The organism is Paracoccus sp. J56 (genome assembly GCF_019633685.1).
In the GTDB taxonomy this organism is placed as follows: Bacteria; Pseudomonadota; Alphaproteobacteria; order Rhodobacterales; family Rhodobacteraceae; genus Paracoccus; species Paracoccus kondratievae.
The window spans coordinates 17,414-40,963 of record NZ_JAFL01000022.1 but is presented as its reverse complement, the minus strand read 5'-3'; the positions used below and the strand labels follow the sequence as shown (position 1 = coordinate 40,963).

Annotated in this window: 10 protein-coding genes and 1 pseudogene; 2 read left to right on the top strand and 9 right to left on the bottom strand. The window is 60.1% G+C overall.

Annotation, left to right across the window (positions count from 1 at the left end):
* Positions 1 to 509 precede the first annotated feature (509 nt).
* The 9 genes and pseudogenes from M511_RS19680 to M511_RS14705 all read right to left on the bottom strand — a co-directional run.
* Positions 510 to 1,049: pseudogene (locus M511_RS19680) on the bottom strand (DEAD/DEAH box helicase); the annotation flags it as partial.
* 278 nt (positions 1,050 to 1,327) lie between these two features.
* Entirely contained in the window at positions 1,328 to 4,456 is a 3,129-nt protein-coding gene (locus M511_RS14740; protein ID WP_085502595.1) for an STY4851/ECs_5259 family protein, read from the bottom strand.
* 55 nt (positions 4,457 to 4,511) lie between these two features.
* Entirely contained in the window at positions 4,512 to 6,578 is a 2,067-nt protein-coding gene (gene brxL, locus M511_RS14735; RefSeq protein ID WP_085502594.1) for a BREX system Lon protease-like protein BrxL, read from the bottom strand.
* A 10-nt stretch (positions 6,579 to 6,588) separates the two neighbouring features.
* Positions 6,589 to 9,093, bottom strand: a complete 2,505-nt coding sequence (gene pglZ, locus M511_RS14730) for a BREX-1 system phosphatase PglZ type A (RefSeq protein WP_085502593.1) — start codon at positions 9,091 to 9,093, stop codon at positions 6,589 to 6,591.
* Positions 9,086 to 12,640, bottom strand: a complete 3,555-nt coding sequence (pglX, locus tag M511_RS14725; RefSeq protein WP_085502592.1) for a BREX-1 system adenine-specific DNA-methyltransferase PglX — start codon at positions 12,638 to 12,640, stop codon at positions 9,086 to 9,088. The genes pglZ and pglX overlap by 8 nt, the downstream gene beginning before the upstream one ends.
* Positions 12,640 to 16,179, bottom strand: a complete 3,540-nt coding sequence (gene brxC / locus M511_RS14720; RefSeq protein WP_085502591.1) for a BREX system P-loop protein BrxC — start codon at positions 16,177 to 16,179, stop codon at positions 12,640 to 12,642. The genes pglX and brxC overlap by 1 nt, the downstream gene beginning before the upstream one ends.
* 3 nt (positions 16,180 to 16,182) lie before the next feature.
* Complete coding sequence (locus M511_RS14715; RefSeq protein ID WP_085502590.1) at positions 16,183 to 16,776, bottom strand: DUF1788 domain-containing protein; 594 nt, start codon at positions 16,774 to 16,776, stop codon at positions 16,183 to 16,185.
* Positions 16,777 to 16,781: 5 nt separating this feature from the next.
* Positions 16,782 to 17,390 (bottom strand): DUF1819 family protein, encoded by a 609-nt coding sequence (locus M511_RS14710; protein ID WP_085502589.1) that lies wholly within the window; start codon positions 17,388 to 17,390, stop codon positions 16,782 to 16,784.
* Complete coding sequence (locus M511_RS14705; RefSeq protein ID WP_085502588.1) at positions 17,390 to 18,283, bottom strand: WYL domain-containing transcriptional regulator; 894 nt, start codon at positions 18,281 to 18,283, stop codon at positions 17,390 to 17,392. Before M511_RS14705 ends, M511_RS14710 begins: the two co-directional genes overlap by 1 nt.
* Before the next feature lie 108 nt (positions 18,284 to 18,391).
* On the opposite strand from M511_RS14705, the gene M511_RS14700 reads away from it, so the two are divergent.
* Positions 18,392 to 19,612 carry an exonuclease SbcCD subunit D gene (locus M511_RS14700; RefSeq protein WP_085502587.1) on the top strand — a complete coding sequence of 407 codons (1,221 nt, stop codon included), beginning with the start codon at positions 18,392 to 18,394 and terminating at the stop codon, positions 19,610 to 19,612.
* 16 nt (positions 19,613 to 19,628) lie between these two features.
* Complete coding sequence (locus M511_RS14695) at positions 19,629 to 23,348, top strand: AAA family ATPase (protein WP_085502586.1); 3,720 nt, start codon at positions 19,629 to 19,631, stop codon at positions 23,346 to 23,348.
* Positions 23,349 to 23,550: the final 202 nt, after the last annotated feature.

Here is a 23,550-nt window from a genome sequence, read left to right as displayed (position 1 = left end):
TCATCGCCTGCCAGGTCAGGCTGGCGACACTTGCAGGACGCATCTGGGCAAGCCCAGATCCCACCTTGGGAACGGTGGAAGATATGACCGCGCCATGGCAGCAAGGGCCGCCCCTGGCGGGTCGCAGTCCCCAAAAGATCGAGCAGCTGCGAGGCCTTCGCCCGTTCCTTCGGATTACCTGTTAAAATCTCTGCCACGCGCGAAAGGGGCAAGCCATCCCGGGACATCTCATTGCACAGCTTCTGAACTCTGGGATGCGGTGCCAGAACGGCGGCGGCCTCTTCAGGCGCCATCAGGGCAAGCCTGTCCGGATTCAGTTGAACATCCGGACCCTGTGCGGGCAGAACCGGCGCATCTTCCTTCCCCTCGACAACCGCGACCCGTGCCTCATCCTGACCGGCGAGCGCCGCCGCGAAAGCACGCAGCTTTGCCGGAGCATCCGCTTCGCCACCAATCGTGGCCGAGGTCGCCATCAGCCTCACATCTTCCGAGGCAACTCCGAACCCCGCCCTCACCCGACGCAGCAAAAGCGCCATCTCTGCCGCCTGGCTGCCAATATAGCTGTGGGCCTCATCCAGAACGATCCAGCGCAAGGCACCCTGGCTGACCTCAAGCAACGGCCGGTCCTTCGTCCGCAGCAGCAGATATTCGAGCATGGTGATATTGGTCACCAGAATTTCAGGCGGGCATTCGCGGATCTTCGCGCGCGAGCGCAGTTCGATCCTGTCAGATTTGATCACAGCTTCCCGTTCGGTCTCGGGTGTGTCACCATTCAAAAGCGCGAAGCGGACCCTGCCTCCCAAACCCGCCGCCCAGGCCGCGAGGCGCTCGCGCTGGCTCTCGATCAGGGCGTTCAACGGATAGAGCAGGATAGCCCGCACCCCGCCACCGGGTCTTGGATTGGCCAGGATGTCCTGCAGAATCGGAATCAGGAAGCACTCGGTCTTGCCCGCACCGGTGCCTGCCGTCACTAGAACCGAGCTGTTACCCTCAAGACTGGCACGCCACGCCTCCAGCTGATGCTGACGAGGTTGGCTGTCTCGTGCCATCGCTTTGCCTTCAGCCTGGTCGAGGGCAGTCACAAGACCTTCGCTCAGCAGCCCACCCGCCAGATCGCTCATGGTTTCATTTGCAAGCTGCCATGATTTCGCAACCTCGATCACCGGGTCGGCAATCAGGGCCGCAGGAGAACCCGGAGGCACAGACAGCACACGCAGAAGCAGCGCATTGAGCCCAGTTGATGCCAGTCGCGAACGAGCAACCATGCCGCGAGCCGAACGCTGCGCCAGGTGATCGAGTGCCGGTATAAGATTTGAATTGGATTGGGTCATCGGGTCGCTTCCAATGCGAGAGTCAGGGCGGCAGGCAGAGCCGTATCAAACCAGACCGGATCAGCCGCGCGCAGAGCAATGAGCTGCAGATACTCTTGGGGGGTGGGGTTTGATCGCCCCCCCGTTGCAACTTCGGCTGCAACCAGTGGGGCGTGCAACAGCGGGCGGGCGTCATCGGTCCCCGGCAAGGCAACTTTCAACTTCCGGGCTGACAAGCCCGACACACCATCGGGCAGGCGGGAAAAACGACGAAGCGCATCCTGCGCCGCATCTGCAAGACGATCGCGAGCTTTGGGCACGGCCAGTGGGATAGAAGCACCGGTCGCCGTCAGCGCCTGGGGCCATTCGCCGGCCCGTGCAAAAGCCTGCCCAAGATGCACCGCCAACTCGGGCCGCAATGCAATGATTTCCCCGGCGGCCTTCGCCAGCCGCTCCGCCACCAGCGAGCCGATATCTTCCTCACCGATACCCGCGTTGCGCAGCCGATGGCGCAACCCATCCCGAACAGAAACCAGCGCTTCGGTCCAGGCGGCGCAAGAAACCAAAGGCCACCATAAGGGGCTTTCGGTCTCTGTCAGCAGGGCTGCGGCACGATCTGCACGGCCAACACGCAGCAGAAGCGCTACCGCAGCGGCAGGCACGCGGGCAAGAGCCTGCACCTGATCAAGCGCAGAAGCATCCCCGGCATCTCTGACCGCAAGGATCAGGCTCCATATCCTGTCCCATCCCATGTCATCGGGTTCAGACAGCAAACGCCGCCACTCCTGTGCGTAATCCTGAAGGCGCTGCTCACGCGAAGACCATTCTCCGGGTTGCGCCGACCAGACCATAGGTCGCATTACACCACGGCTTTCCGAATAGCCCTGGACAAACCAAAGCCCATCACCATCTCCGAGCCAAACTGCCGGGTCCGTGCGGCTTTCGACATTAACCCTCACGATCCGGGCAGGGTCATCGAGACAGACCGCCGTCAGGCGCGTCACACCTGTCCCCAGATGCCAGAAGGGTCCCGCAGGCTCGGCACTCCAATCATATCGGCCGATCTCCAGTCGGGGCGTTTCCTGCCCACCTCCGATGAGACGCAAATTCACCCGACCATCGGCGCTTTGCAGCGCGAGGGCCTGATCAATCACATTGCTGAACTGGATCAACGGCACCGCCCCACCCGCGGAAAAGGCCACAGGCGCCCCGCCAAGAGCCATACGCAACTGCACAGCCCCGCCGTTTGCGGGCAAAACACCACGCCAGCCGGCCATCCCCTGTCTGGAAATCGGACGATTTCCCGTCACGCGCGCGCCCTGTGCATCAATAAGCCGGGCCACGCGAGAGGGCCAAAGGCCCGTCATGGCCAAGGTTTCCCCGTTGCGCGGATCGGACAGCCGAATATCCAGAGACGCCGGTTGTCCTTCAACAGTGAGCTCCAGCACCGCACGCCCGTCCGCACCGATCACGGCAGCTTCCCGATGCCCTCCGCCCCCAAGATGCAGATGAAGGCCCTGCGGCAGGCCAGAGGCTTGAAGACGAACCTCTCCATCAGAAATCTCATGCAAAGAGATCTTCATCGTTTCCGGCAAGACAATGTATCGGCACCTTGCAAGAATCACACCTGCATCTTGCCATTCTGCGACGCTCCCCCCCAACAGGCCGGCCACCGCTTTTGTGCGCACATGCGTGCCAAGCGGCCGCATCGGGCCATCGCCTTCAACGCCCAAGAGCATCGGGGATCCAAGAAAGGCCGCCACTCCCCCGTCCACCAGGAAACCCGCAAGCGGGCGACCAACCACAGCAAGCCTTGCCTCGGGAGCATCGGTGTCGGCGCCAGTCGTAATACGCAATTCATGCGCCCCGAAACGGACAACACCTCGGCCAGATACCGACCAAAGCGTGCCGCCAGGCGCCTTCGCTCCCATGCTGACATCCAGATCGCTGTCACTTTGGGGAGGTAAATCACCAGATACCAGCACGAAAACCTGACCCGCCCGCGTCAGTCCCCGTCCCGAAAGCGGCACCAATATTTCGGGAAATTCCGCATCGGCATCGACTGCCCGCCAGAGCGATGGCGCTTCATCCGGCGCGGGTTGCCCAGCGTCAATCACGATCCGGGCCAGAAACTGCCCGTCGGCATGCGCATTCAGGAACACCGGCTCGTCAGGTGCAGCAGGCATCAGCAGCGCCCCGCGCCCGGCATTGCGCACCAGTTCCCAGCCACCTTCTGCCGGGATACCAAGGAAGCCCGCACCCGTATCATTCGTCAGCCGCAAGCGCAGATGGTGGTCGACGCCTGACAGATTTGCATGCGGCAGAAACGCTCGCTCCGGGATTTCGGCTACACCAAGCCAGGGACCGCCGGGCTGCTTGCGCAACTGCCTGCGCACCAGAACGGGCGTTGGTCTTTCGCCGCTCCGTTCGCTGATAAGCACCGGACGGACCAGCGCTTCAAAAGCCTCTTGCGACAGCCGAAGGGGCAAAGCCTGGCGCCAACCAGGATGATTGGCATCAAGCCAGGGTTCGGCGGCTTCGACGACCATATCTCCAGGCAAGAGATTTCTGGCCGCAACAATCGCCAAGGCGAGTTCGGCCATAAGGCGAGCCTGCTCTCCGGTGCGCAAAACCTGGGGCAGATCATCGACCAGCCTAAGGGCCACGGTGTCGGCAATCGACACCCCGAGAGCACCCTCGGCCTCGATGGCGGAAACAAGTCTCAGCAGCGCTCCGCGATATCTGGGGGCATTTGCGAGTGCGAGATCGGGCAATCCCCCCTCGGCAAGCAAGGTGTAAAGAAACTCCCTATGCCCATGATCGCTACGCCGGAGCTTGCGCCTCCAAGCGGCAAGACCACGATCGGTCAACTCGATTGCGGCGGGTCGATCATAGTCGAGTGCAATACCTTCGAAAACGAACTCCCAGCTCAACTGTCCTCCCCGAAAACCCGTCCGGATATGCTCTGCCGCCCAAAGCACAAAGCCCTGCGCGGTCGATGGGGTAAGTCCGCCCATAGCGATCCGCATACGCAAAAAGGAACCCAGAGTCTCTCGTTCGGCATCGGTAACGCCATAGGCGTAAAGCGGGCGCCCATCAGGATGTTGCAGCCCGTTCCGAGCAAGAATTGACTGAACAATCTTCATAGAAAGGCTCCAAGCATCAAATCATCACAAAGAAGGGTAAAAGCGTCCACAGTCGTCAAACCTTGACGTAGGTCACATAAAAACTGCGGATCATGCGATGATCCTGCATGCGCTCGCCCAGAGAGAAGCCGTTCAGCTTGCGCGGGGTAGGCTGGAAAATGTCGAGGCCACGATCCAGAACCATCTTCCAGCCGGTATCCGTAGTGATATCGCGCGCATGCAGCGTCCCGGTGCCATCAAAGGCCCAGGTAAAATCCACCCCGGTTCCGGTGCATGCCTCCGCAATGCCATCCAGACATTCACGCTGCTCCTGGATGTTCCCATCATCCGGAGATGTCACAAGATGCACCGCAATCTGATCTTCGGGGGCTTTGCGGCGGATCAGCATCTCGATGAACTCCATCACGTTCCGGGCCTGATGGAACTTGCGGATATAGGGGTCGGTGATGGTGATCTTGCTCGCCCCATCCGTCCAGGGACCAAAGATCTTGTCGAAGCTGATCCCCTTACGGTTTTCGGTAAAAACGACATGGCCCGCTTTGGGAGCGAAGGCTGCGGGCGCCGTGGCGCCCGGCATCGGAGCCGCCGCAGCAGCAACCGGAGCCACGGGAGCAGGCTCGGCCTCTTCGATCACACTGTCAGTATCCACCGACCGCCGATGGTAGAACTGGGGGAACTCTTCCTCCTCCAGCGTGGTGACCACCCGTTTCGATCCGTTTTGGGCGACGTAGTAAAAATCTGCCGCATCAAACGTGCTGTCGATGCGCAAGAGTTGGTCCTTCACCCGCTTACGGCATTCGATGGCAAGACGAAGCAATTCCTCAACTTCCGCCTCGGTCTCGCCACCATTGGGGAAGATCAGTTTCAAGAGGCCCGACATCGTCTTGTTGATCGCCGCCCGGTCGCGGATATGGGTCTGAACCGGCACTGTGAAATAGCGGTCCGGCCGGTTCGAGAAGTCCTCGGCTCGCAGGTGCCGCAGGATCTCGGCCAGGTAGTCGACGATAAAGCCATAGCCCGCAGTGAACATCTCGCCCCGGATGATGTCGACCTCCCACCCCGGCAGATAGGCATGCAGCCGGTCGATGAAGGCTGGGTCATGAAACTGGGGCGGCAGGGCCTCGAACAGGTCGCTGTTCTTCAGCATCCACGGCACATTGTGATCCGTATTGCCGACAAAGGCAAAGCTCGCCTCGGCCCCCATCGGGTTTACGCCCCGCGAGAACTGCTTATTGGCCATGTAATTTTTCATGATGTCGACCAGCGCCTTGTTCGCGGTCTTTTCGCGACCTGCGAATTCGTCAAAGGCCACGACATCCCAGAAACCAACCAGCCCGATTCGCCCGTTCGAGTTATTCACGAAAAGCTTCGGCACCGTGATCTCGCCCCCCGAGATCAGCTGTCCGTGCGGGGAGAATTCAGAATAGATGTGGGATTTCCCCGTCCCTTTGGGGCCAAGTTCAATGATATTGTAGTTGCGTTCAACAAACGGGATCAGTCGCATCAGTTGCAAAAGCTTTGATCGCCGCCCAAAGACTGCAGGGTCAAACCCGATGCTTTGCATCAGAAGGTCGATCCATTCCTCGGTCGTGAACTGATCGCGGGCCTCGCGATAACCGTCATAATCAACTTTAGCTATCTGGATCGGCTTCAGCGTATCGATGATCCAAGGCGAAATCCGGCTGTCTTCAGAAAATTCATATTGCACATCGGCAATGCACCACACCCCAGTGACCAAAAGCTTTGGGTGCGCCTTGACGGTCGCGCTGTCGATCGCCACCCGCTTGATCCCGAGGTTCTCAAATACCGCCTCATAAGCATCTGTCTTCTCATTGAGCGCCACACTGACCTGATCGATGACCTTGTGACGACCGCGCTCCTTGATGGTCGACTGGATAAGACCCGCCTCCGAGCGGTGAACATAATGCTTGCGCAGGATGTCCTTCACTGTCTCGATGCCGGTTGCAATCGAAGCCTCATCGTCGGTCGCGCAATACTGACCGAGCAGATATTCCAGCACGTAGCCGGGCACGATAGCATTGCCCCGCACCGCTTTCACGAGATCCTTGCGAACCACGAAACCGGCAAAATGTTCGTTGATCTTGTCATCAAGGTTCGACATCGGCACCTCATTAATCGAAATCTGTGCTGATCCCGCGTTTCAGCAGCAGTGGCTGCGACGCGTGATCTTCGAAATGACTAGTCTTACCGATGCGTGTTCGCAGCTTCAGGAAGACTATCTGATTATTGTAAGCGTCTGCTGCTTTGGAGAGCAGGAAGCTTCGCGATAGCTCACGCTCGCGCGGGTTCTCGGATACGAAATCGAACTCAAGCTCAGCTTCGTCAGAGATAAGCGCTCCATCGGCAGCAAAGATCGCAGCGTGCACCAATCGAGGCTGTTGCTTCTCGGTAACTGGCTCTGCCTGGTAGAATGTGAGCTGAATCTGGCCAGTGGTAATCTGGGCACGGGGTGGCGGAATGATCTGCACCGTCACCTGCCCCACATCCTCTTTGCGCTGCTTGCCTACACGCAAGACAGGCAGAACGATCTCCTGCAGACTTGCCCCACCATGGACAAAGCGACTGCCGGATCCTTTCACCCGCAGGCGATTGATCGAGTTCGGGATCAGGAAGTCCTGATCCCCGCCCAAGCCCAGCTGCGCGGCCGTGAACTTCTTCATGCCACCGTTGCTGCTAAGGCTGCGCCCGATCACGAAACGTCGGTTGCGTGTCACAATGTCGCCTTCTGGCTCACTCAGCGCGAAATCACTTTCTTCCAAGGCTTTATGTTGCCACAGGAATCCATGATCGGCAGTGATCAGGATGTTGGAGAAATTGGCCGACGTCAGCTTGCGCACCAGCTTCACCAGATCCTCGATCGCTGCCTCTGTCGCCGCAGGAACATTCTCTTCGGTGGCGAGCTTGTCGCCAATTGCGTCAATCTGATTGTGGTAGAGATACAGGATGTCGTGATCTCGGAAGAGCTCTTTGCCCTCTGACGTTCCAAGGTTCATGAAATCCTTCGCCGCCAGAACCTTTACCCGGTCTCCAGCCCTGCCAGCAGCCAGCGCCTTTTCACGGGCGGCGGCGCCCATGGTGCTTTCACCGTCCAGCAGCACCAGATCATTGTCATCGCGGATCGCCAGTTGCCGGTGCGGCAAGAGCGCCGCCATGCCGAGCTGGGTATAGCTGGGCAAGGCCCCGATCATCGGCTTTAGATCGGCATCAAACCGGTTGAGCTTGCGGATCTCGCGCAGCGCCTCTTCGGCCACCTCATAGCGCAACGCATCCGAGATAATGACGACGACCTTCTGGTCTTTACGCCTGAACTCTGCGGCCTGCTCGCGGTAGAAATCCACCTGCCGTGGGAAGCCCGGAATCGCCCAGTCCGTCAGGCGCGCAACCTGGTCCTGCCAGGCATCGTTCAGCTTCAGCACGAAATTCGTGGTGTAGCGGTTCTCAACCGCCTCATAGAGCGCGGATAACAGCCCCGACTGACCGCTTTTCTGCATATGATAGATGAACTTACGATAAAGCTGGTCCAGCCGGAACCAGCTTGCGGAGTAGCGCTTCACACCATCGGACAGGCTGGTCATCGTCAGATCAGCCTCGGCCAGCGCCTGCTGAAACTCGGTCGCATAGCCGATGGCCTGATAAACATCGGCGTAACGGCCATACCAATGGCTCTGACGGCGATCACGCACCCATTTCAACACATCTGTCGCCGGCAGGCTCTGCTGGGCCAGCCCCTCAACAATGGCGACGACGATCCGCCGGTCCACTTCCTCGAAATGGTCATGCGGGATCAGGATGCGGAAATCGCGCGAGGCCAGATCATCCCTGATCTTCAGCACATCCTGATAATCGCCCGACAGCTTCTCGAACGCTTCACCCCACCGACGCGAAGCGCTCCAGCGGCGGAACATCAGCGCGGCATCGGTATTCAGGGGCGCAGTCTCTCCCATGGCCCGCGCCCAGGCGCTGGAAAACAGCGTAATGGCGAAATCCTGAAAATCCGGCGTATCCGGCCTATAGCCGTAGCGCGTCGAGACCTCTTTCCAGAAAAACTCCGCTAGCCCGACCCGATCCACCAGCTTCAGCGCGTCATCACGGTCTTCGGCGAGTTCGGCCAGCAACGCCTCGATTACCGTATCGAGATCGCCATCCGCACCGGCGCAGACTGCCAGCATCTTGCGGCGGACATCGTTGACGCTTTGCGACGGGCGCTCGCGCTCGATGGCGCGCAGGGCTTCCAGCCGCTTACCGGAACGGTAGAATTCGGCGTGATCGCGCACGGCCGCTTCGTATTTCGCCGGAATGCCAAGATCCGCCACCCAGATCGCTGCCTGATCGGCGCGGAACACGGCGCTAGCCAGTTGCACATCCAGCAGCCAGTTCTCAGGCATCGGCGGCTCAGGGCCGTCCTTGTAGAGCAGGAACCGCGCCTTCGGTTCCTGCCGTAGCATGCGGTATTTCAGGCCGAATTCGTTGTTGGCGATCTCCACCTTGGTCACGCCGGGCAGGTCAACGGTATCAAACGCCGCGCGCAGATCGCGGGCGGCGTCGTACCAGAAAACGATGCGGTGGCCCTGATCCTCATAGAGCCGCGTCAGGCCGGCAGTGATGCGGTCAGTCATCCGCAGCCTCCAGCCCCTTGATCGGCTTCAGCGCACCGGCGAACAGCGGATAGTTGCGCTTCACCCCGTCATCCAGATCGATGGCGATCTTCTGCTGCGCCATGGGGTAGACAACTTCGCGTTCCCATTCGGTCAACTCGGCAATCTGTTTGATGACCGTGGCTGTTTCCTTCTGCGCCTTTGTTTGCTGGGCGGGCGTGGCGGCAGGATCTACAGCCAGCTTTTCCAGCCGGGTGCGCTCCACCTCCAGCTTATGGATGAATTCGCGCACATATTGGTTCAGCACGACAGAGACGGTGTCGGGCCGGTAGCGGTGCATATAGATCAGCGCATTGAAGCTGCCCTTGGGGCTGGAGAACATCCAATAGATCGGGCGCTTCTTGTAGCGGCGCACATGATAGTCGAAGAAGTCTCTGGTGAACCACTTGCGCAGATCCTTCCCAAGCGCCGCCTCAACGAAGGCGAGGTTTTCGCGGAACTTCGCCTCACCAAAGGTGACGCGCAGGAAATCGCGGGCACGGGTGACTACATCATCGGCGAACCAGTCGGCATCCAGCACCGGGATAACATTGTCGCGGTCTGGCGCGAAGCTGGGCTCCGGCACACGGGCCAGATACTCCTCGATCCCTTCGCCCTGATTGGCGAGGATCAGGCCCGGCACGTCGAGGCTGTAGCGCCCGAACATGCATCCCACGGCAAAGTGAAGGAATTCCGCCACCGTATCCTCGCGCAGCCGCGCCTCGCGGTCCTCCTCCGTGCCCTTCACGCCATAGCGATAGGCCGGGTTGCAGGTGAGGGTGACTTCCTCGATCGCCACTTCGGGTGTGAGTTCGTCAGCCAGCCCATAGGCATCGATGAAGATGCGATTGTTCTCCTCCTCCAGCCGCTGCATCTTGTCCGTCATACCCTGCCAATGGGTGCGGAGGTTGGCATAGGTATCCGCCAGCGTTTCGGCCCGGTGATCGGGTGAGAGCAGCGGGAACGTGGTGAAATCCCAAGAGGTTTCGGAGGCATCCCAGTCGGATTTGGCGGTCAGTAATGCAGTTTCCGCAACGCGCCTGATTTTCGCTTTTGAGTTCTGGACAGCCTCCACCAGCCAAGGAAAACGAGCTACGTCGCCTGGCTGGGTCGTAACGGTTGGATTGATAGCTCCCAATGCAAAGTCGCAAATCTTTGAATTTAGAAACGCAGAAACGATGGAGAGATTTGAAGCGCCTGGAAATACCGACGATCCCGCCATGTCAAAAATCGTTCCCTGCTCGCAAATCCTGACCCCAAAGGATTTTGACTTGATCCGAGTCCAGGTGACCGCTGGAAGAAAATAATATTGTTCATTTTTGGGCTTCGAATTACTCGCTAGAATCTCTCCACGCTCAAGCCGCTCAAGCTTATCGTTGCGGATATTTTCTCCATCATTTAGCCAGTCAACGACCTTCTCGTTATTTCCAAACCAGCGCCGATAAGTTCCGCCGGCATTCAATGGGAACCACTTGTAAGCGGACGCTCGAGAGGTTTCCGGGTCAAGTGGCTCGAGCGACGACTTTGAGTGCTCAACTTCGTGCCAGATACGGACGAACTTTGCATTGTCTCCAGTTTGCAGCCCGGTACGGGTCGGAAAAACGTCTCCCAGACGTTCGGAACGCGCAAAAGCCTCGAGAAAGTTCTTACCCAACCAGTACGCTATCGGTTTTCCCGGAAGGTGCTCAATTTGGTTTTGTGAAGCATAGTACTTACCATCGATTGTCGAGCCAGATGCTATGGACTTGAGTTTCTCAGACTTCTCGCGTTCGTCGCGTCCATCGATAAGCCTAACAAAGAGGGCGGAATGGTCCATTTTCCGCGAATTCTGCAAGCAAAAGGCAGTTGTTGATACGACATCCCCACCTATCGAGTCGAATGCACGAGGGCCAAGATGTGCCATGGTGAGAAGGTGAGAGTGACTAAATAACTTACTGCGAAGCGCCTCAAAATATGGAAGAAACATCCATGACTGCATATTGACCATTGCTACGATGCCGGACTCTGCGGTCAGGCTCACAGCCCGCTCCATGAAGATCGCGTACAAATCGGATTTGCTGTCAGCGTAAAAGCTTTTTGCAAATTCCTGCAATTTCGAATTCATCCCACCTCCGCCCATATAAGGCGGATTAGCCACCACCACATGATACTTCGGCGACAGAGCCTCAGCCATGCGCAGCACTGCCACGACACGCGCCTGCACCTCCTTCAGCAACAGATCGGAGCCGAAATCACGCGCCTTGGCCACCCGCAGCGTCTCGGCCGGGTCGCGCAGCTTTGGCACGATCAACGAGCCGAAGTTCTTGGCCGGCTCGAACTGCCCCAGCGTCTCGCGCAGCTCATCCGTGAACAGATCCTTGCCCACCACGGCGGCCACGTCCTGCACCTCGGCGGGCGTGAAGCGCACATCCTGCAGCACGACGATGTCGGGCTTTTCTTCCATCCGCAGGAATCGCCGCCGCCCCAGCTTAGCCGCCGCCTTCATCGACAGCGCAAAGGCCGCCAAGGCGCCGGCGCGGTCGTCAATCTCGATACCGGTCAGGTTATGCTGCAGGATCAGGCCGGGGATCTCGGCCGCGTCATGGCCTTCCTCGGCATAGATTTCATAGAGCAGGTCAAAGGCATAGGTCAGCATATGGCCCGAGCCGCAGGCCGGATCGCAGATGCGAATTTCCTCGGGCCGGGTGATTTTCAGGAAATCCGTCTCCGGCTCTTCCGGCGCGATGTAATAGTCCATCTTCGCCGCCAGCTTCGATTGCGGGCGGTTCAGCAGCCACAACCGCCCCAGCGAGTTTTCCACCAGATAGCGGACGATCCAGTGCGGGGTGAACAGCTGCGTCGCGGCGGGGATATTCTCCGCTGTGATCTTCTGGTTCTTCTTCAGGCCCGCAAAGACCTGATCCTTCTTTTCGCTGATATAGAATTGGTACAGCCAGCCGATGATCTCGACATCCTGGCAGGCATCTTCCGTCATCATCTCGCGCAGGCGGGCAAGGATGCTGTCCAGCGACAGAAGATCGTCGGGCATCAGCAGTTCGGTATAATCCTCGGCCCGGTCGAGCATGTCGGCGCGCTCGAACATATAGGGCATCGCGCCGTGCCATTCGTTGCAGGCATGGATCAGCAGCAGCCGATAGGCTTCAGCCTGTCCGTCATGGGCGGGACGGGTACCATTCAGATATTCGGCAATCTCGGGCCGGGCGCGATTCGGCAGGTTGCCCGCCATCGCCTCAGCCAGAATTTCTGGCCGGGTAGCGCCATCGGCGGGTGATACGACGCGCGGGTTGGTCAGGCCTGTCGCATCCATGAAGCGCAGCGCGCTGAAGCGGTTGAACCAAGTGTAGGCCGCCTGTTCGATCACCTGGGCGCGGTTGCTGTTGGCGGCCGCTTCCAGCCTGGCAATCGCCTTGGGATGCTCGCGGCGAGCTGCCGCGCCTTCGGCCAGCACCATGTCCAGCCGGGCAGTGACCTGATCGATCAGCAGGTTGCGCGCACTTTGCGCAAATTTCTTCAGGGCGTTGGTATCCATCAGACAATCACTTTCTTGCCCGCGCCGATCTCGGCCAGCAGGGTCTTTTTCATCTCGTCGAGGTAGCGGGTCACATCGTCCTCATCTTCGAGATAGGTTTTCGCGAAGGGAACAGTGATCGACTGGGCCTTGACATATTGGGGTTTCACCGGTGCCGGCGGCACATATGGCGCTGGATGAGGTTCGGCCACGCCGCCGGTAGGTTCGGGTTGAGGCGTGGGAGTCGGCGCCGGTGCAGGCGTCAGTTCGGCAATCCGCGTCAGCGTGTCGGCCAGAAGGTTGGAACGCACCTCGGTCGCCCGATGGCGCAAGGCCGGAATCAGAGTTTGCGAGGCCACGGCGGATTTCTGCGCGGCAAGCTCATCCCGAATACGCGTCTGCTGCTCTGACGGTAGCGCACGGAATTCCGAGGTCTGGGTGGTTTTCTCGGCCACCTCTTCGATCGCCGCGATGACGGCGTTGCGCTCTGCCAGAACCGTTTGTTCGATACGCTCCTTCAGGGCGTAGAAATCCGCCTTGAGTTCCTGAATCGCGGTGCCCTTGAAGCACTGCGGATCGGCCAGTGCCTGACGCAACATGTCGGCGGCAGGATCTTCGGCAAAGGTAACGTTCTGTTCCTGCCTGGTCAGGAAAGAACGCACTTCATCATAGATGGCTTTTTGCGCCCCGCGCATGAAGCTGCGGATTTTGTCGAAGACATCCTCTTTTGCATCAAGAAGCTGGTCTTCCTGCCCGATGGGGCCGGTGATGAACCAGGTGGCAGATTGATCGCGCATCCCATCCAGCATGCTGCGCAAGGGATCGAGGGCCGTGGCAAAGGGATAGGCTGCAATGGCACGGCTCTCCTGCTCGACATCACCAAGCAGCTTGCGCAGTTGCGTCTGCCATTCCGCACCCAGACTGCGCGCGTCATTCCCCGAGGCGGGCAGATCGAACAGCTCCTGAAACAGTTCGCGCGATTTGCGGATCTGGGCGGCAGTGAACTCGATTTGCGGGGAAAGCAGAATGTTGCCAAGGGCATGGCTGTTGCGCAGCCCCTGTATCAGCGCATCGCCCTCCAGGAGAGCGCTGTCGGCCCGAGCTTCGAGCTTGCCGCGCGCAACAAGGCTCGCGGTCAGGCAGAGAACCGCGATGGCGGGCCAGCCATAAGGTTTTGCTCCGAACTTCTCGACCAAAGCCTTGACGGAGACACGCGTCCCAAGGCGCATCTGAGCCTGAGCATGATTCAGCACGTCCTGCTCGGCTTCAGTCAGACCGCCGCCCTCGCCTCCGAAAAGCCCACCATCAATGCGGCCTGCGCGCCCTAGATCGGCTTCCGTGTAAGTAATGCCGCGCAGGACAGGCAGGCTGGTATAGACCTTGTCGACCAGGACCTGGAAACCTTTGACCAGCCGATCCTGCGGATCTTCGCCGCCGATCTCCAGCTCGGCACCGCGCACGAAAAGGCGAGCATCCGCGATCAGGCCGCGCAGCCGCTGCACCAGTTCCTTTTCACGCCGTGTATTCTGGTCACGCTTTTCCGCAATGATACGATCACGACCGGGTTGGGCATCCCCGCTGGTGACCTGACGCGCAAATTTCACGGTCTGGAGCCAGAGGACGAGATCGCGCGTGAAGCGCACATCACGTCCCAGCAGGACAACCATCTCATCGCTTGCCATGCTGTTCGAGCGAACCACATCCGGCGCGTCGGAATCGTCGCTGAAGGGTGAGATGATGTTCACCGACAGCTCATGCTCCCGGTTCAGGCTGTGCCCGTCGAGCTTGCGGGTAAAAGCATAGTCCACACCCGCGCCAGCATGCTTGAGCTTGCTATGGCGCAAAACCGAACCGAAAGCCCATTCGTCGAGCTGCCGTTCGATTTCGGCGGGATCGACGGCGATTGCCTTGATCTCAGCCTCGACGTCCTTTTCTTCATTGGTAAGGAATTCGTAGACCTCACCATTGCGCTGGATCAGCGTCTGGCGTTCCAGAAGCGACAAAGCCTCTTCGATATTGCGGCGCTGCTCGGTCTGGTCCGTCTCGAACCGGGAAAGCAGGAGGATCGATATGTTGCGAGCGGTCGGCTTGAATTCCTTGACGTATTTCACAAGGAACAGGACTTTCAGAACCCGAACGGCGAAATCATCGCCAAGGTTCTTCTCGGCCAGCTGGATCGACTGCTGAACCGAGGATTTGAGGGCAGTGCGAATCCCCTCGAACATCAGGTCGAAGGTCGCCAGCCCCCCGACTGGCGTATCCGCCAGCTTCTTGGCCACCTCCTGAAACACCCCCAGCATGGAGCGTTCGCCGACCGAGCTGTGCTTGCCCTCAAACGCGTTATGCTGCGAGAGGCCCATGATCGCGCGCTGGAACAGATCATACTGGTAGTTCGGGAACGGGTAGCTCGCGACGAATTGCTCCTTTCCGGAGAAATTCCTGAACTTGAAGGAATTATCGCCGAAATCGAACAGAGTGCGCAGGTTGTTCTCCTCAGCATCATAAAGATTGCCGAGGGTGATCTGACCGGCCTCGGTCTTGGCCAGAAGGCGGCGCTGGATGACTTCGGCCACATCCTGGGAGTTCAGCGGCATCCGGTTGGCGAAGCGCGCCTGGATTTTCGAGAAGTCATTCTCCTGCTGCGCCGTCAGATCACCGATGACCGAACCCATGTCCTGCTGGGCGGTGACAACAATCCAGGCCTGTCCCTTGCACTTCGTGTTCAGGCTTTCGGCGATGGTCTGCAGGTTCGTCATCAGTTTGACGTTGTCGGCGATATACTGCCCAACTTCGTCAACGAAGAAATTCAGCCGGAACTTCGGCCCCTGCGCATCGATCCACGACTTCACCATATTGGCGAAATCCTCGATCGAGACTTTGGTATCCTTGCGGTATTGGCCGAGGATGTCCTTGCCGTCGTCCCCAGTTACCTCAGCGAAGGCAGCCGCCACATGGCGTCCTTCCATCAAAGCCTGCTCACGACCACGCTCCCACGGCTTACCCGAAGATTTCGCAAACGCATCCTTGAAGGCTGCCAGCTTTCCACGGCTATCAAGATCCCGCTCGAACTGCGCGATATGCGGCAGCTTACCGTAATAACCGCACATCTCGTCAAAGACCTTCTGGAAGACCGCTAGAAGCGCATCCACATCAGTCTTCGAGATGACATCGGCTTTCTGGTCGATATTGAACAGGACAGAGCGTGAAGGGATCGAAACCGCTTTGCGCAAGGCTCCAGCAAGCATCGGATTGTCAGCAAGCTTGCCTTCGAAAACCTCGAAGGCCCGGCGCCCCTCGATTTCGTCATTTTCCAAGAGAAGGGCAAGCATCTTGAGAAGGTGCGACTTTCCGGATCCGAAGAATCCGGAAATCCAGACACCATTGGCCGTATCGTAATTATTGTAGGCATCTAAGAACTGTTCAAGCCGAGAGCTGATTTCATTAGTGATGACATATTCATCCAACTCGGTCAGCAGGCTGGCTTTGTCATCGGCCTTGATTACGCCATCAATCGCGCGGTCGACCGGTTTGGCAAAGATGTCACGCAAAAGGGTAGCCATAGGTCAGACCTCGTAATTCAGGATATTGAAAGCGCGGTAGTATTTGTCGTCATGCAGCAGGCCGAACAGCTCGAGCGAAGCGCCGGTGGCCAGAGCATGAGTGTAGCTACCGGGAAAGAACATCACTGTCGGGCAGTCTTTGGCGGTGCTTTGCAGATTGTTCAGCACATTATGCGACCGCAGGAAGGGATAGACCTCGCCCACGCCCGACAGGAAGATCACGTCATGTGGCGTGTCTTCGATCAGCTTGCCAATCGCCGGGATCAGGTGCTCTTGCGGATCAAGAACGCCTTGCAGCAACTCTTTCAACTCGGCCTTGTCGGTATCGGCCTCAACCTCGATCAGCTGTTCGAAAATCTCGCGCTCTTTCAGGATCTCAATCGACAGATCGTAAAGATCAACATCAAGCACCCGCATACCGGCATGGCCGAGACGCGCGATCAGATCCTTGCGGTCTTCAACCTGAGTCAGGCCGTCCGCTGCATCATAGGCGCAGATGAAAAACGGCACCTCATTGCCCAACCCCTGCTTATTCAGGAACCGCGCGCTCGAAACCACCTTGAAAAGATGCTCGGCACGCACGCGCCGGTCTTTCATCAAACTCACCTTACCCCCTCACTCCCCGGAAAGACCCGCAGATCTTCAGGGTTATTCTCTTCGATCAGCAGCTTCATACGCAGCGGCAACCAAACGGCCTCAATCTGGCTGCTCACCGAGAGCAAACCAGATTCGCGCAAAATGCGAAACAGAACCTGCCGCAATTTCGCGCAGGTTGATGGCGAGAGTTCGGCAATGCCTTGATCGAATTCAGCCTTTCCCGCTAGAAACCGGTCGAAGGCGTCATGACCAAGTTCCAGCCTCCAACCGGCAAAGCGTTCGGCAATCACCTCAACCGCGAATTCACGAACAAAACGGTAAGTGCGACAAATCGCCAGCCACATCATCGCCTGCTGCCCGGCACGATCAGCTTCTTCCACCATCCACAGGCGCTCCGCCTCTGTCAGATGCCCGATCCGGTCATAGACTTCCCTCAAAGCACGTGTCTGTGACGCAAGCTTCGGCAACGAAGACGCGCCCTCCTGCAACAGCCGATCACGCGCGGCTGCCCAAGTCTCGCCCGCACGATAACTTTGCGCAATCACAAGGCTTTCGTTCAGCATTAGTCCACCGACGCTGAATGACATGCGATATTTCTGCGACGGTGCCATCATCAGACACCACCCTCGCCACCGGCGCCATCGAACTCATGCTGTGCCCGCGCAAGTGCGGCGGCGAGTTCAGCGGCATTCGCGGCCACGATATGCTGCGTGCGGGGATCGCGACCTTTCGCATCCTCCAACAACCCAAGGCGCCGCATCACATAGAACAGCATGGCATAGCGGACCGTTAGAACGGACCGCCCACCTACCATATCGTAATCCTTCGCAACCACAGCCTGCTGCCCCGGCGACAGCGCCGGATGCGGCACGAGGACGATGTCGAAAGTCTCATGCCACAGACGATCCTGCGCCCTGTCGGCACCGGGCGCGGAAGTCCCTCCGATTTCCAGAATACGCGGCAAAAGGAAATCCTTGAACCGCCCGGTCTCATGGCACCAGGCACGGGCATGCCAGCGGAATCCGTCATGACCAAAGGCGTGGGGGCTGATCCTGCGCCAGATCGGGTCCGGGCGATCGCGGCTCATCGACTGATAGCGGACATCCAGCGATTGCCCCTCTCGGATTGCCGCCAGAACGGCGCGCAATACCCCCGCATCGACCTTCCGGCGCGGCGTCAGCGCAACATCCATCTCGGGCGGCACAGAGAGCCAGTTGGTTCCAGCTTCGACCAACCCCTCGGCCAGCGTCCGCAGGCGCATCAGATAGGCGTCGGGATCTGGGTCCATGAACACAGGCCGGAACTTGGGCCCAGCCACATAGCGACGCGCGCTTTTATCATAGACTGCATTCTGGGGTGCGCGCTCCTGATAATGCGTCAGATCCTTGGAAGCCTGCGGCACCGAGACGCCAAATGTGTCGATCAGGTCGGATCGGTTGACGCCGCCCTCCCAGAACAGGCGGAATTCGATGAACTCCAACCGCCTCTCGACACCCCATTTCAGCATCACTGCTCCATCATACCGTAAGAATAGAAACTATATGGACATCTACGCAATGCCCGTATATTTTATATTCACACCAATCCAAACTTGTCAACCTGACCGAGACCACCCATGCGCATCCTTCACACCGCCGACTGGCATATCGGACAGACCCTGAACAATTGGTCTCGTGAACATGAGCATCGCGTCTTTCTGGAAAGCCTGCGTGATCTGATCCTTTCCGAACGCGTCGACGCCCTTCTCGTCGCCGGGGATGTCTTCGACGGCATCAACCCATCGGGCGAAGCACAGCGCCTGCTTTACGGCGCCATCGCTGATTTCCTGCGCGCCAATCCTCGGTTGCAGATTGTGATGACCGCCGGCAATCACGATCCCGCACAGAGGCTTGAAGCACCCGAAGCGGTGCTGGCGGCGCTAGGGGTGCATGTGATCGGCACCTTGCGACAGGGTCCTGAGGGCGTCGATATGGACCGTCATCTGATCCCGCTTCGAAATCGGATAGGCGAGATTCGAGCCCACGTTCTGGCCGTGCCCTTCCTGCGGGCGGCCGATCTGCCGGGCCTGCAACTGGGTGCCACTGGCGAGGCCGAGCCCGCCGTTACCGCCGCCGCCCGCGCCCTGCATCTGACCATGACCGAAGTTGCGACCGCCCGCGCGAACGGTTTCCCCCTCCTCGCCATGGGACACCTGACCTGTGCTGGCGGCCTCGAATCCGAAGGGGCAGAGCGCCGTATCCTGATCGGCGGCGAACATGCGGTGCCGCCCGACATCTTTCCGCCCGCGCTGTCCTATGTCGCGCTTGGACATTTGCACCGCCCACAATCGCTCGACGCAGGGCGGGTGCGCTATTCCGGCTCGCCCTTCCCCCTGTCCGCCGCCGAAATTGCCTATGAGCATGGCGTGACTCTCCTGGATCTGGACGAAGGCTTCGCGCCACGTCACATTCCCGTGCCGCGCCCTGTTGCCATGCACCGCCTGCCCGCACGAGGCGCGGCGCCGCTGGCCGAGATTGCCGCCGCGTTGGCAGCCATGAACCTTTCGCCCGACACGCCACGCAATGCGCAACCTTTCGTTTATCTCTCGCTCCTCGCCGACCGTCCGGTAACGCAGATTCGGGCCGAGGCAGAGGCGCTTATCGAGGCTTTGCCCGTGCGCCTCGCCGGCCTTTCGATCATCCGACCAGAAGTTGCCGCAGCCACTGACGCACCGCCCCCAAGCCTGTCCGAAACCACGCCCGAGGATCTGTTCATCGCCGCCTTCCAGCAGGCGCACGGACAAGAGCCGGGCAGTTCCCATCTGGCTGCCTTCCGCGACGCCATGTCCGAAGTCTGATCCGGGAGTTCTGAAAATGCGCATCCTCTCTATTTCCGGGCAGAATATCGCCAGCCTCGCCCAGCCTTTCACAGTGGATTTCTCCGCCGAGCCGCTGGCAGGCGCCGGCCTTTTCGCCATCACCGGCGAGACCGGGGCGGGAAAATCCTCGATCCTCGATGCGATGTGTCTCGCGCTTTACGGCGATGCACCGCGCCTGGCGGGTGGGTCGGCGACGGATGAGGTGCCGGATCCGTCGGGCGACACGATCAAGGCGCGCGATTCCCGTGCGATTTTGCGGCGCGGTGCGGCACATGGCTGGGCCGAGGTCCGCTTTACCGCCCGGGATGGGCAGGACTATATAGCGCGCTGGCAGGCGCGGCGCGCGCGTGACAAGATAGATGGCCGTTTGCAAAACGTCTCGCGTTCCTTGACCCGGACCGTGGATGGTCAAGCGCTTGCCACCCAACTCTCGGCCGTCAACGATAAGGTCGTAGAGTTGACCGGCTTCTCCTATGAGGAATTCCGCCGCACGGTTCTTCTGGCGCAGGGGGATTTCGACGCCTTCCTGCGCGCCGATACCAATGACCGCGCCGGGCTTTTGGAAAAGGTCACCGGCACCGGGCTTTATCGCGATGTCTCGATCCGTATCTATGAGCGGCACGACGCGGCCCGACAGGCCCATGAAGCGCTGATCCAGCAGCGGGCGGGCTACCGACTTTTGTCAGACGTGGATCGCGCCAAGATGGAAGCCGAGCAGGCGATCCTGACCGAGGCCCACCAGCACGGCATCGTCACCGGCAAGGCTCTGCAAACAGAACTTGATCTCCATACCCGCCACGCCGCCGCCCTGAGGCAACTCGCGCTGGCCGAGGCCGGGGAGGCAGAGGCTATCGCCGATCACACCGCCGCCGCGTCCGAGCGCGCACAACTGGCCCGCATTGATCGCGCCGCGCCCCTACGGGCGCCGTGGCAGGCCCTTCAGGCATCCGAAACCCGGCTTGATGCTGCGAACATGGCCCTTGCGCGCAGCCAGATGCTGGCGACCGAAGCAACGGGCAAGGCCATCACCGCGAAACAGCAAGCCGATCAGGCCGAGGCCGACCTTGCCGATCACGAGGCCGAGTTCAAAGCCTTCGGGCCGATCTGGGATCAAGCAGCGTCTCTGGACCAGCAGATCCTGTCCGCGGCAGAGGAGGCCACGGACGCGGAAAGTCATGCCACCCGTGCAGCGCAGCAGACAAAAGCCCTTCACGAGGCGCTCACCACCTTGCAAGCCGAGGAGACCAATCACCGCACCACGCTGACCGAAGCGGAAACGGCGCTCGCCAGCCTTTCAGCGGATGCGACCTTGGCCGATGGTTGGGCACAGATTCGCAACCAGATCGCGGAACACAACGGTGCCAGAGAAGCGCAAGCCGAGGCAGAAGCCGAGGCGGCCAAACACACAGAAAAACTGGTCGGGCTTGCGCGGGAACTCGCGGAGTTGAACACACAAGTTGACCGCGACCAAAAGGCCGAGGCCGATCTCGCCCGGCAGTCGGTTGAACTTGCCACAGGCATCAGCGCAGTTGAGGCGGCGCACCCTGCCTGCCGCATGGGGGATCTCGCGGCGCTCTCTTCCGCTCTTGCCGACATGATCCGCGCCGGGGCCGATCATGCCAATGCAAGCACTGACCTCGCAAATACCCAAGAGAATGCAAAAGCGGCGACAACCCTCATTGCCACGGCGCAAAGCGATGCCGCGCGGGCCGCCGCTGAACTAGTGCGCGCCGAGGCGCAGGTCGCAGCCCTGACCGCCCCGCTTGAGCGTGCCGATCTTGCGGCCTCCGAGGCCGCGCAGCAGATGCGCTTGCGGCTGGAAACCGGCGCACCCTGCCCCGTCTGCGGCGCGACCGACCATCCAACCCGTGCCGACGCTGCACTTGCAGATCTCGCCGCCAGCCTTCGCAACGATCTTGCCACTGCGCGGATGGCATCGGATTCTGCCCGCAAGCAGCAAGCCGAAGCCCTGCGGCAACAGGACCGCGCAACCGCTCAGGCAAAACAGGCCGACACAGACACTGCGCGGGCCGGCGCACGGATCAAAGAGGCGCTCAACTTCTGGCAAGAGGCCCGTCTGCGGGCATGCAATACGCCCGATTGCCCCGCCCTGCCTGAAAGCCCGCAAGATGCCAGCGCCCTTCCCGCACTGGCCGCCGAAGTGGCGAGATTCCAGCAAGCCGAAACCGATGCCCAGGGCGAACTGGCGAGGCTGCGGCAAAAATTGACCCTTCTGACAGGTCAGCGCGAGAGCCTGCGCAATGCACTCGTCGGGCAGGGCACCACGCGCGAAGCCCTGACAGCCGCACGCGCCACGGCCCAGAATGCGGAAAACCTGGCAAGGCGTGATGCCAAGGCGGCCGAGGCCCAAGCTACCCGCCTTGCAACCGCCCTGACCCCGATCCTGACCGCGGTGGATGAAGCCGGCGCGATTGAAGACGCAACCCTAGCCGACCGACTTACGACCCGGGTGGCGCGAGTCGAGGGGCTGCGGACAACCCGCGATCAGGCCCGCGCGGCTCTGACCGCCCTTGCCCCGAGCATCGCTACGGCCACAAGTCAGGCGGAAGGCGCAGTCGCTCAAGCCGCGACAGCCAAAGCGCAGGCCGAGACCCGAACTGCGGCGTTCCTCGGACTGCAAGCCAAGCGAGCGGACCTGCTGGGCGGTGAGGCAACCGCCACCCATCGCACTCGCCACAATGAGGCACGCAAGGCCGCATTGGCCAGCGTTGACCTTGCGCGCAAAGCACTGACCACCGCCCAGACCGAAGCCACCGCGGCAACCACGCGCGTGGAAACTGCATTGGCAGAGCAATTCCAATCCGAACAGGCCCACGACGGCGCGACGACCGATCTGGAAAAGGCATTGTCGGCAAGTGACCTCACTTCCGCAACTCTCGACGATCTGTTCGCGGTGCCACCGGATGCGATTGATGCCCTGCGTGGGAAGTTGCGCGCACTCGATGATGCCCTCACCTCGGCCCGCGCCACCCTTATATCCCGTCGGCAAGACCATGCTGCGGCGCTCGCCGACGGCCTGCCCGAAGATCCGCCTGAGACTCTGACCGAGAAGCTGGCCGAGTTGGAGGGCCTTGCGACAGCACGCTCGCAGCGCATGGGAGCGATCGCGGCGGAATTCCAGCACGATGCACAGACACGTGCGAGCCTCGCCGGGCTTGAGGCCAAGATCGCCACTGCCCGCACGGAACTGGATGTCTGGGCCGCGGTCAACCTTGCCGCCGGATCGCGCAATGGCGACCGTTTCACCCGGATCGCGCAATCCATCACGCTGGATGTCTTGGTCGGTCACGCCAATCATCATCTGGCCGATCTGAACCCCCGTTACCGTCTGCGCCGCGCCGCCGATCTGGCGCTTCAGGTCGAGGATCGTGACATGGGTGACGAGCCACGCGCCACCCGGAGTCTTTCAGGGGGCGAGCGTTTTCTTGTCTCACTCGCCCTTGCACTGGCCTTGTCACGTATGGGCGGGAAAGGCGGCTTGGCCTCAACCCTGTTCATCGACGAAGGCTTCGGCTCGCTCGATGCAACCAGTCTGGATCTGGCCATCGACGCGCTGGAGACCCTGCAGTCTCAGGGTCGGCAGGTTGGCGTTATCAGCCATATCGAAGCGATGAAGGATCGCATCACCACCCGTATCAATGTGCGCAAACAGGGTGGTGGAAAAAGCGTGATCGAGATCAGCGGGCTGACTTGATGATGGACGGGGGTAAAGAAAGGGCCTCCCTTCATCACCCGAAGCCATGGCCAAAGCGATCATATCCACTGCCACCGCCATGGCAGAACGAAGCAAAGTCGTGCTACCGACTGTTGCGGCTCGATAGTATGAATCTGGCGCTCTATTGCTTTTACCCCATATTATCGGGGAGCGGAAAACGCCCTATTCATGTGGGGCTGAT

Coding starts and splice junctions, on each gene's coding strand:
- M511_RS14740 (WP_085502595.1), bottom strand. CDS start 4,456: ATGAAGATTGTTCAGTCAATTCTTGCTCGGAACGGGCTGCAACATCCT.
- brxL (WP_085502594.1), bottom strand. CDS start 6,578: ATGTCGAACCTTGATGACAAGATCAACGAACATTTTGCCGGTTTCGTG.
- pglZ (WP_085502593.1), bottom strand. CDS start 9,093: ATGACTGACCGCATCACTGCCGGCCTGACGCGGCTCTATGAGGATCAG.
- pglX (WP_085502592.1), bottom strand. CDS start 12,640: ATGGATACCAACGCCCTGAAGAAATTTGCGCAAAGTGCGCGCAACCTG.
- brxC (WP_085502591.1), bottom strand. CDS start 16,179: ATGGCTACCCTTTTGCGTGACATCTTTGCCAAACCGGTCGACCGCGCG.
- M511_RS14715 (WP_085502590.1), bottom strand. CDS start 16,776: ATGAAAGACCGGCGCGTGCGTGCCGAGCATCTTTTCAAGGTGGTTTCG.
- M511_RS14710 (WP_085502589.1), bottom strand. CDS start 17,390: ATGATGGCACCGTCGCAGAAATATCGCATGTCATTCAGCGTCGGTGGA.
- M511_RS14705 (WP_085502588.1), bottom strand. CDS start 18,283: ATGCTGAAATGGGGTGTCGAGAGGCGGTTGGAGTTCATCGAATTCCGC.
- M511_RS14700 (WP_085502587.1), top strand. CDS start 18,392: ATGCGCATCCTTCACACCGCCGACTGGCATATCGGACAGACCCTGAAC.
- M511_RS14695 (WP_085502586.1), top strand. CDS start 19,629: ATGCGCATCCTCTCTATTTCCGGGCAGAATATCGCCAGCCTCGCCCAG.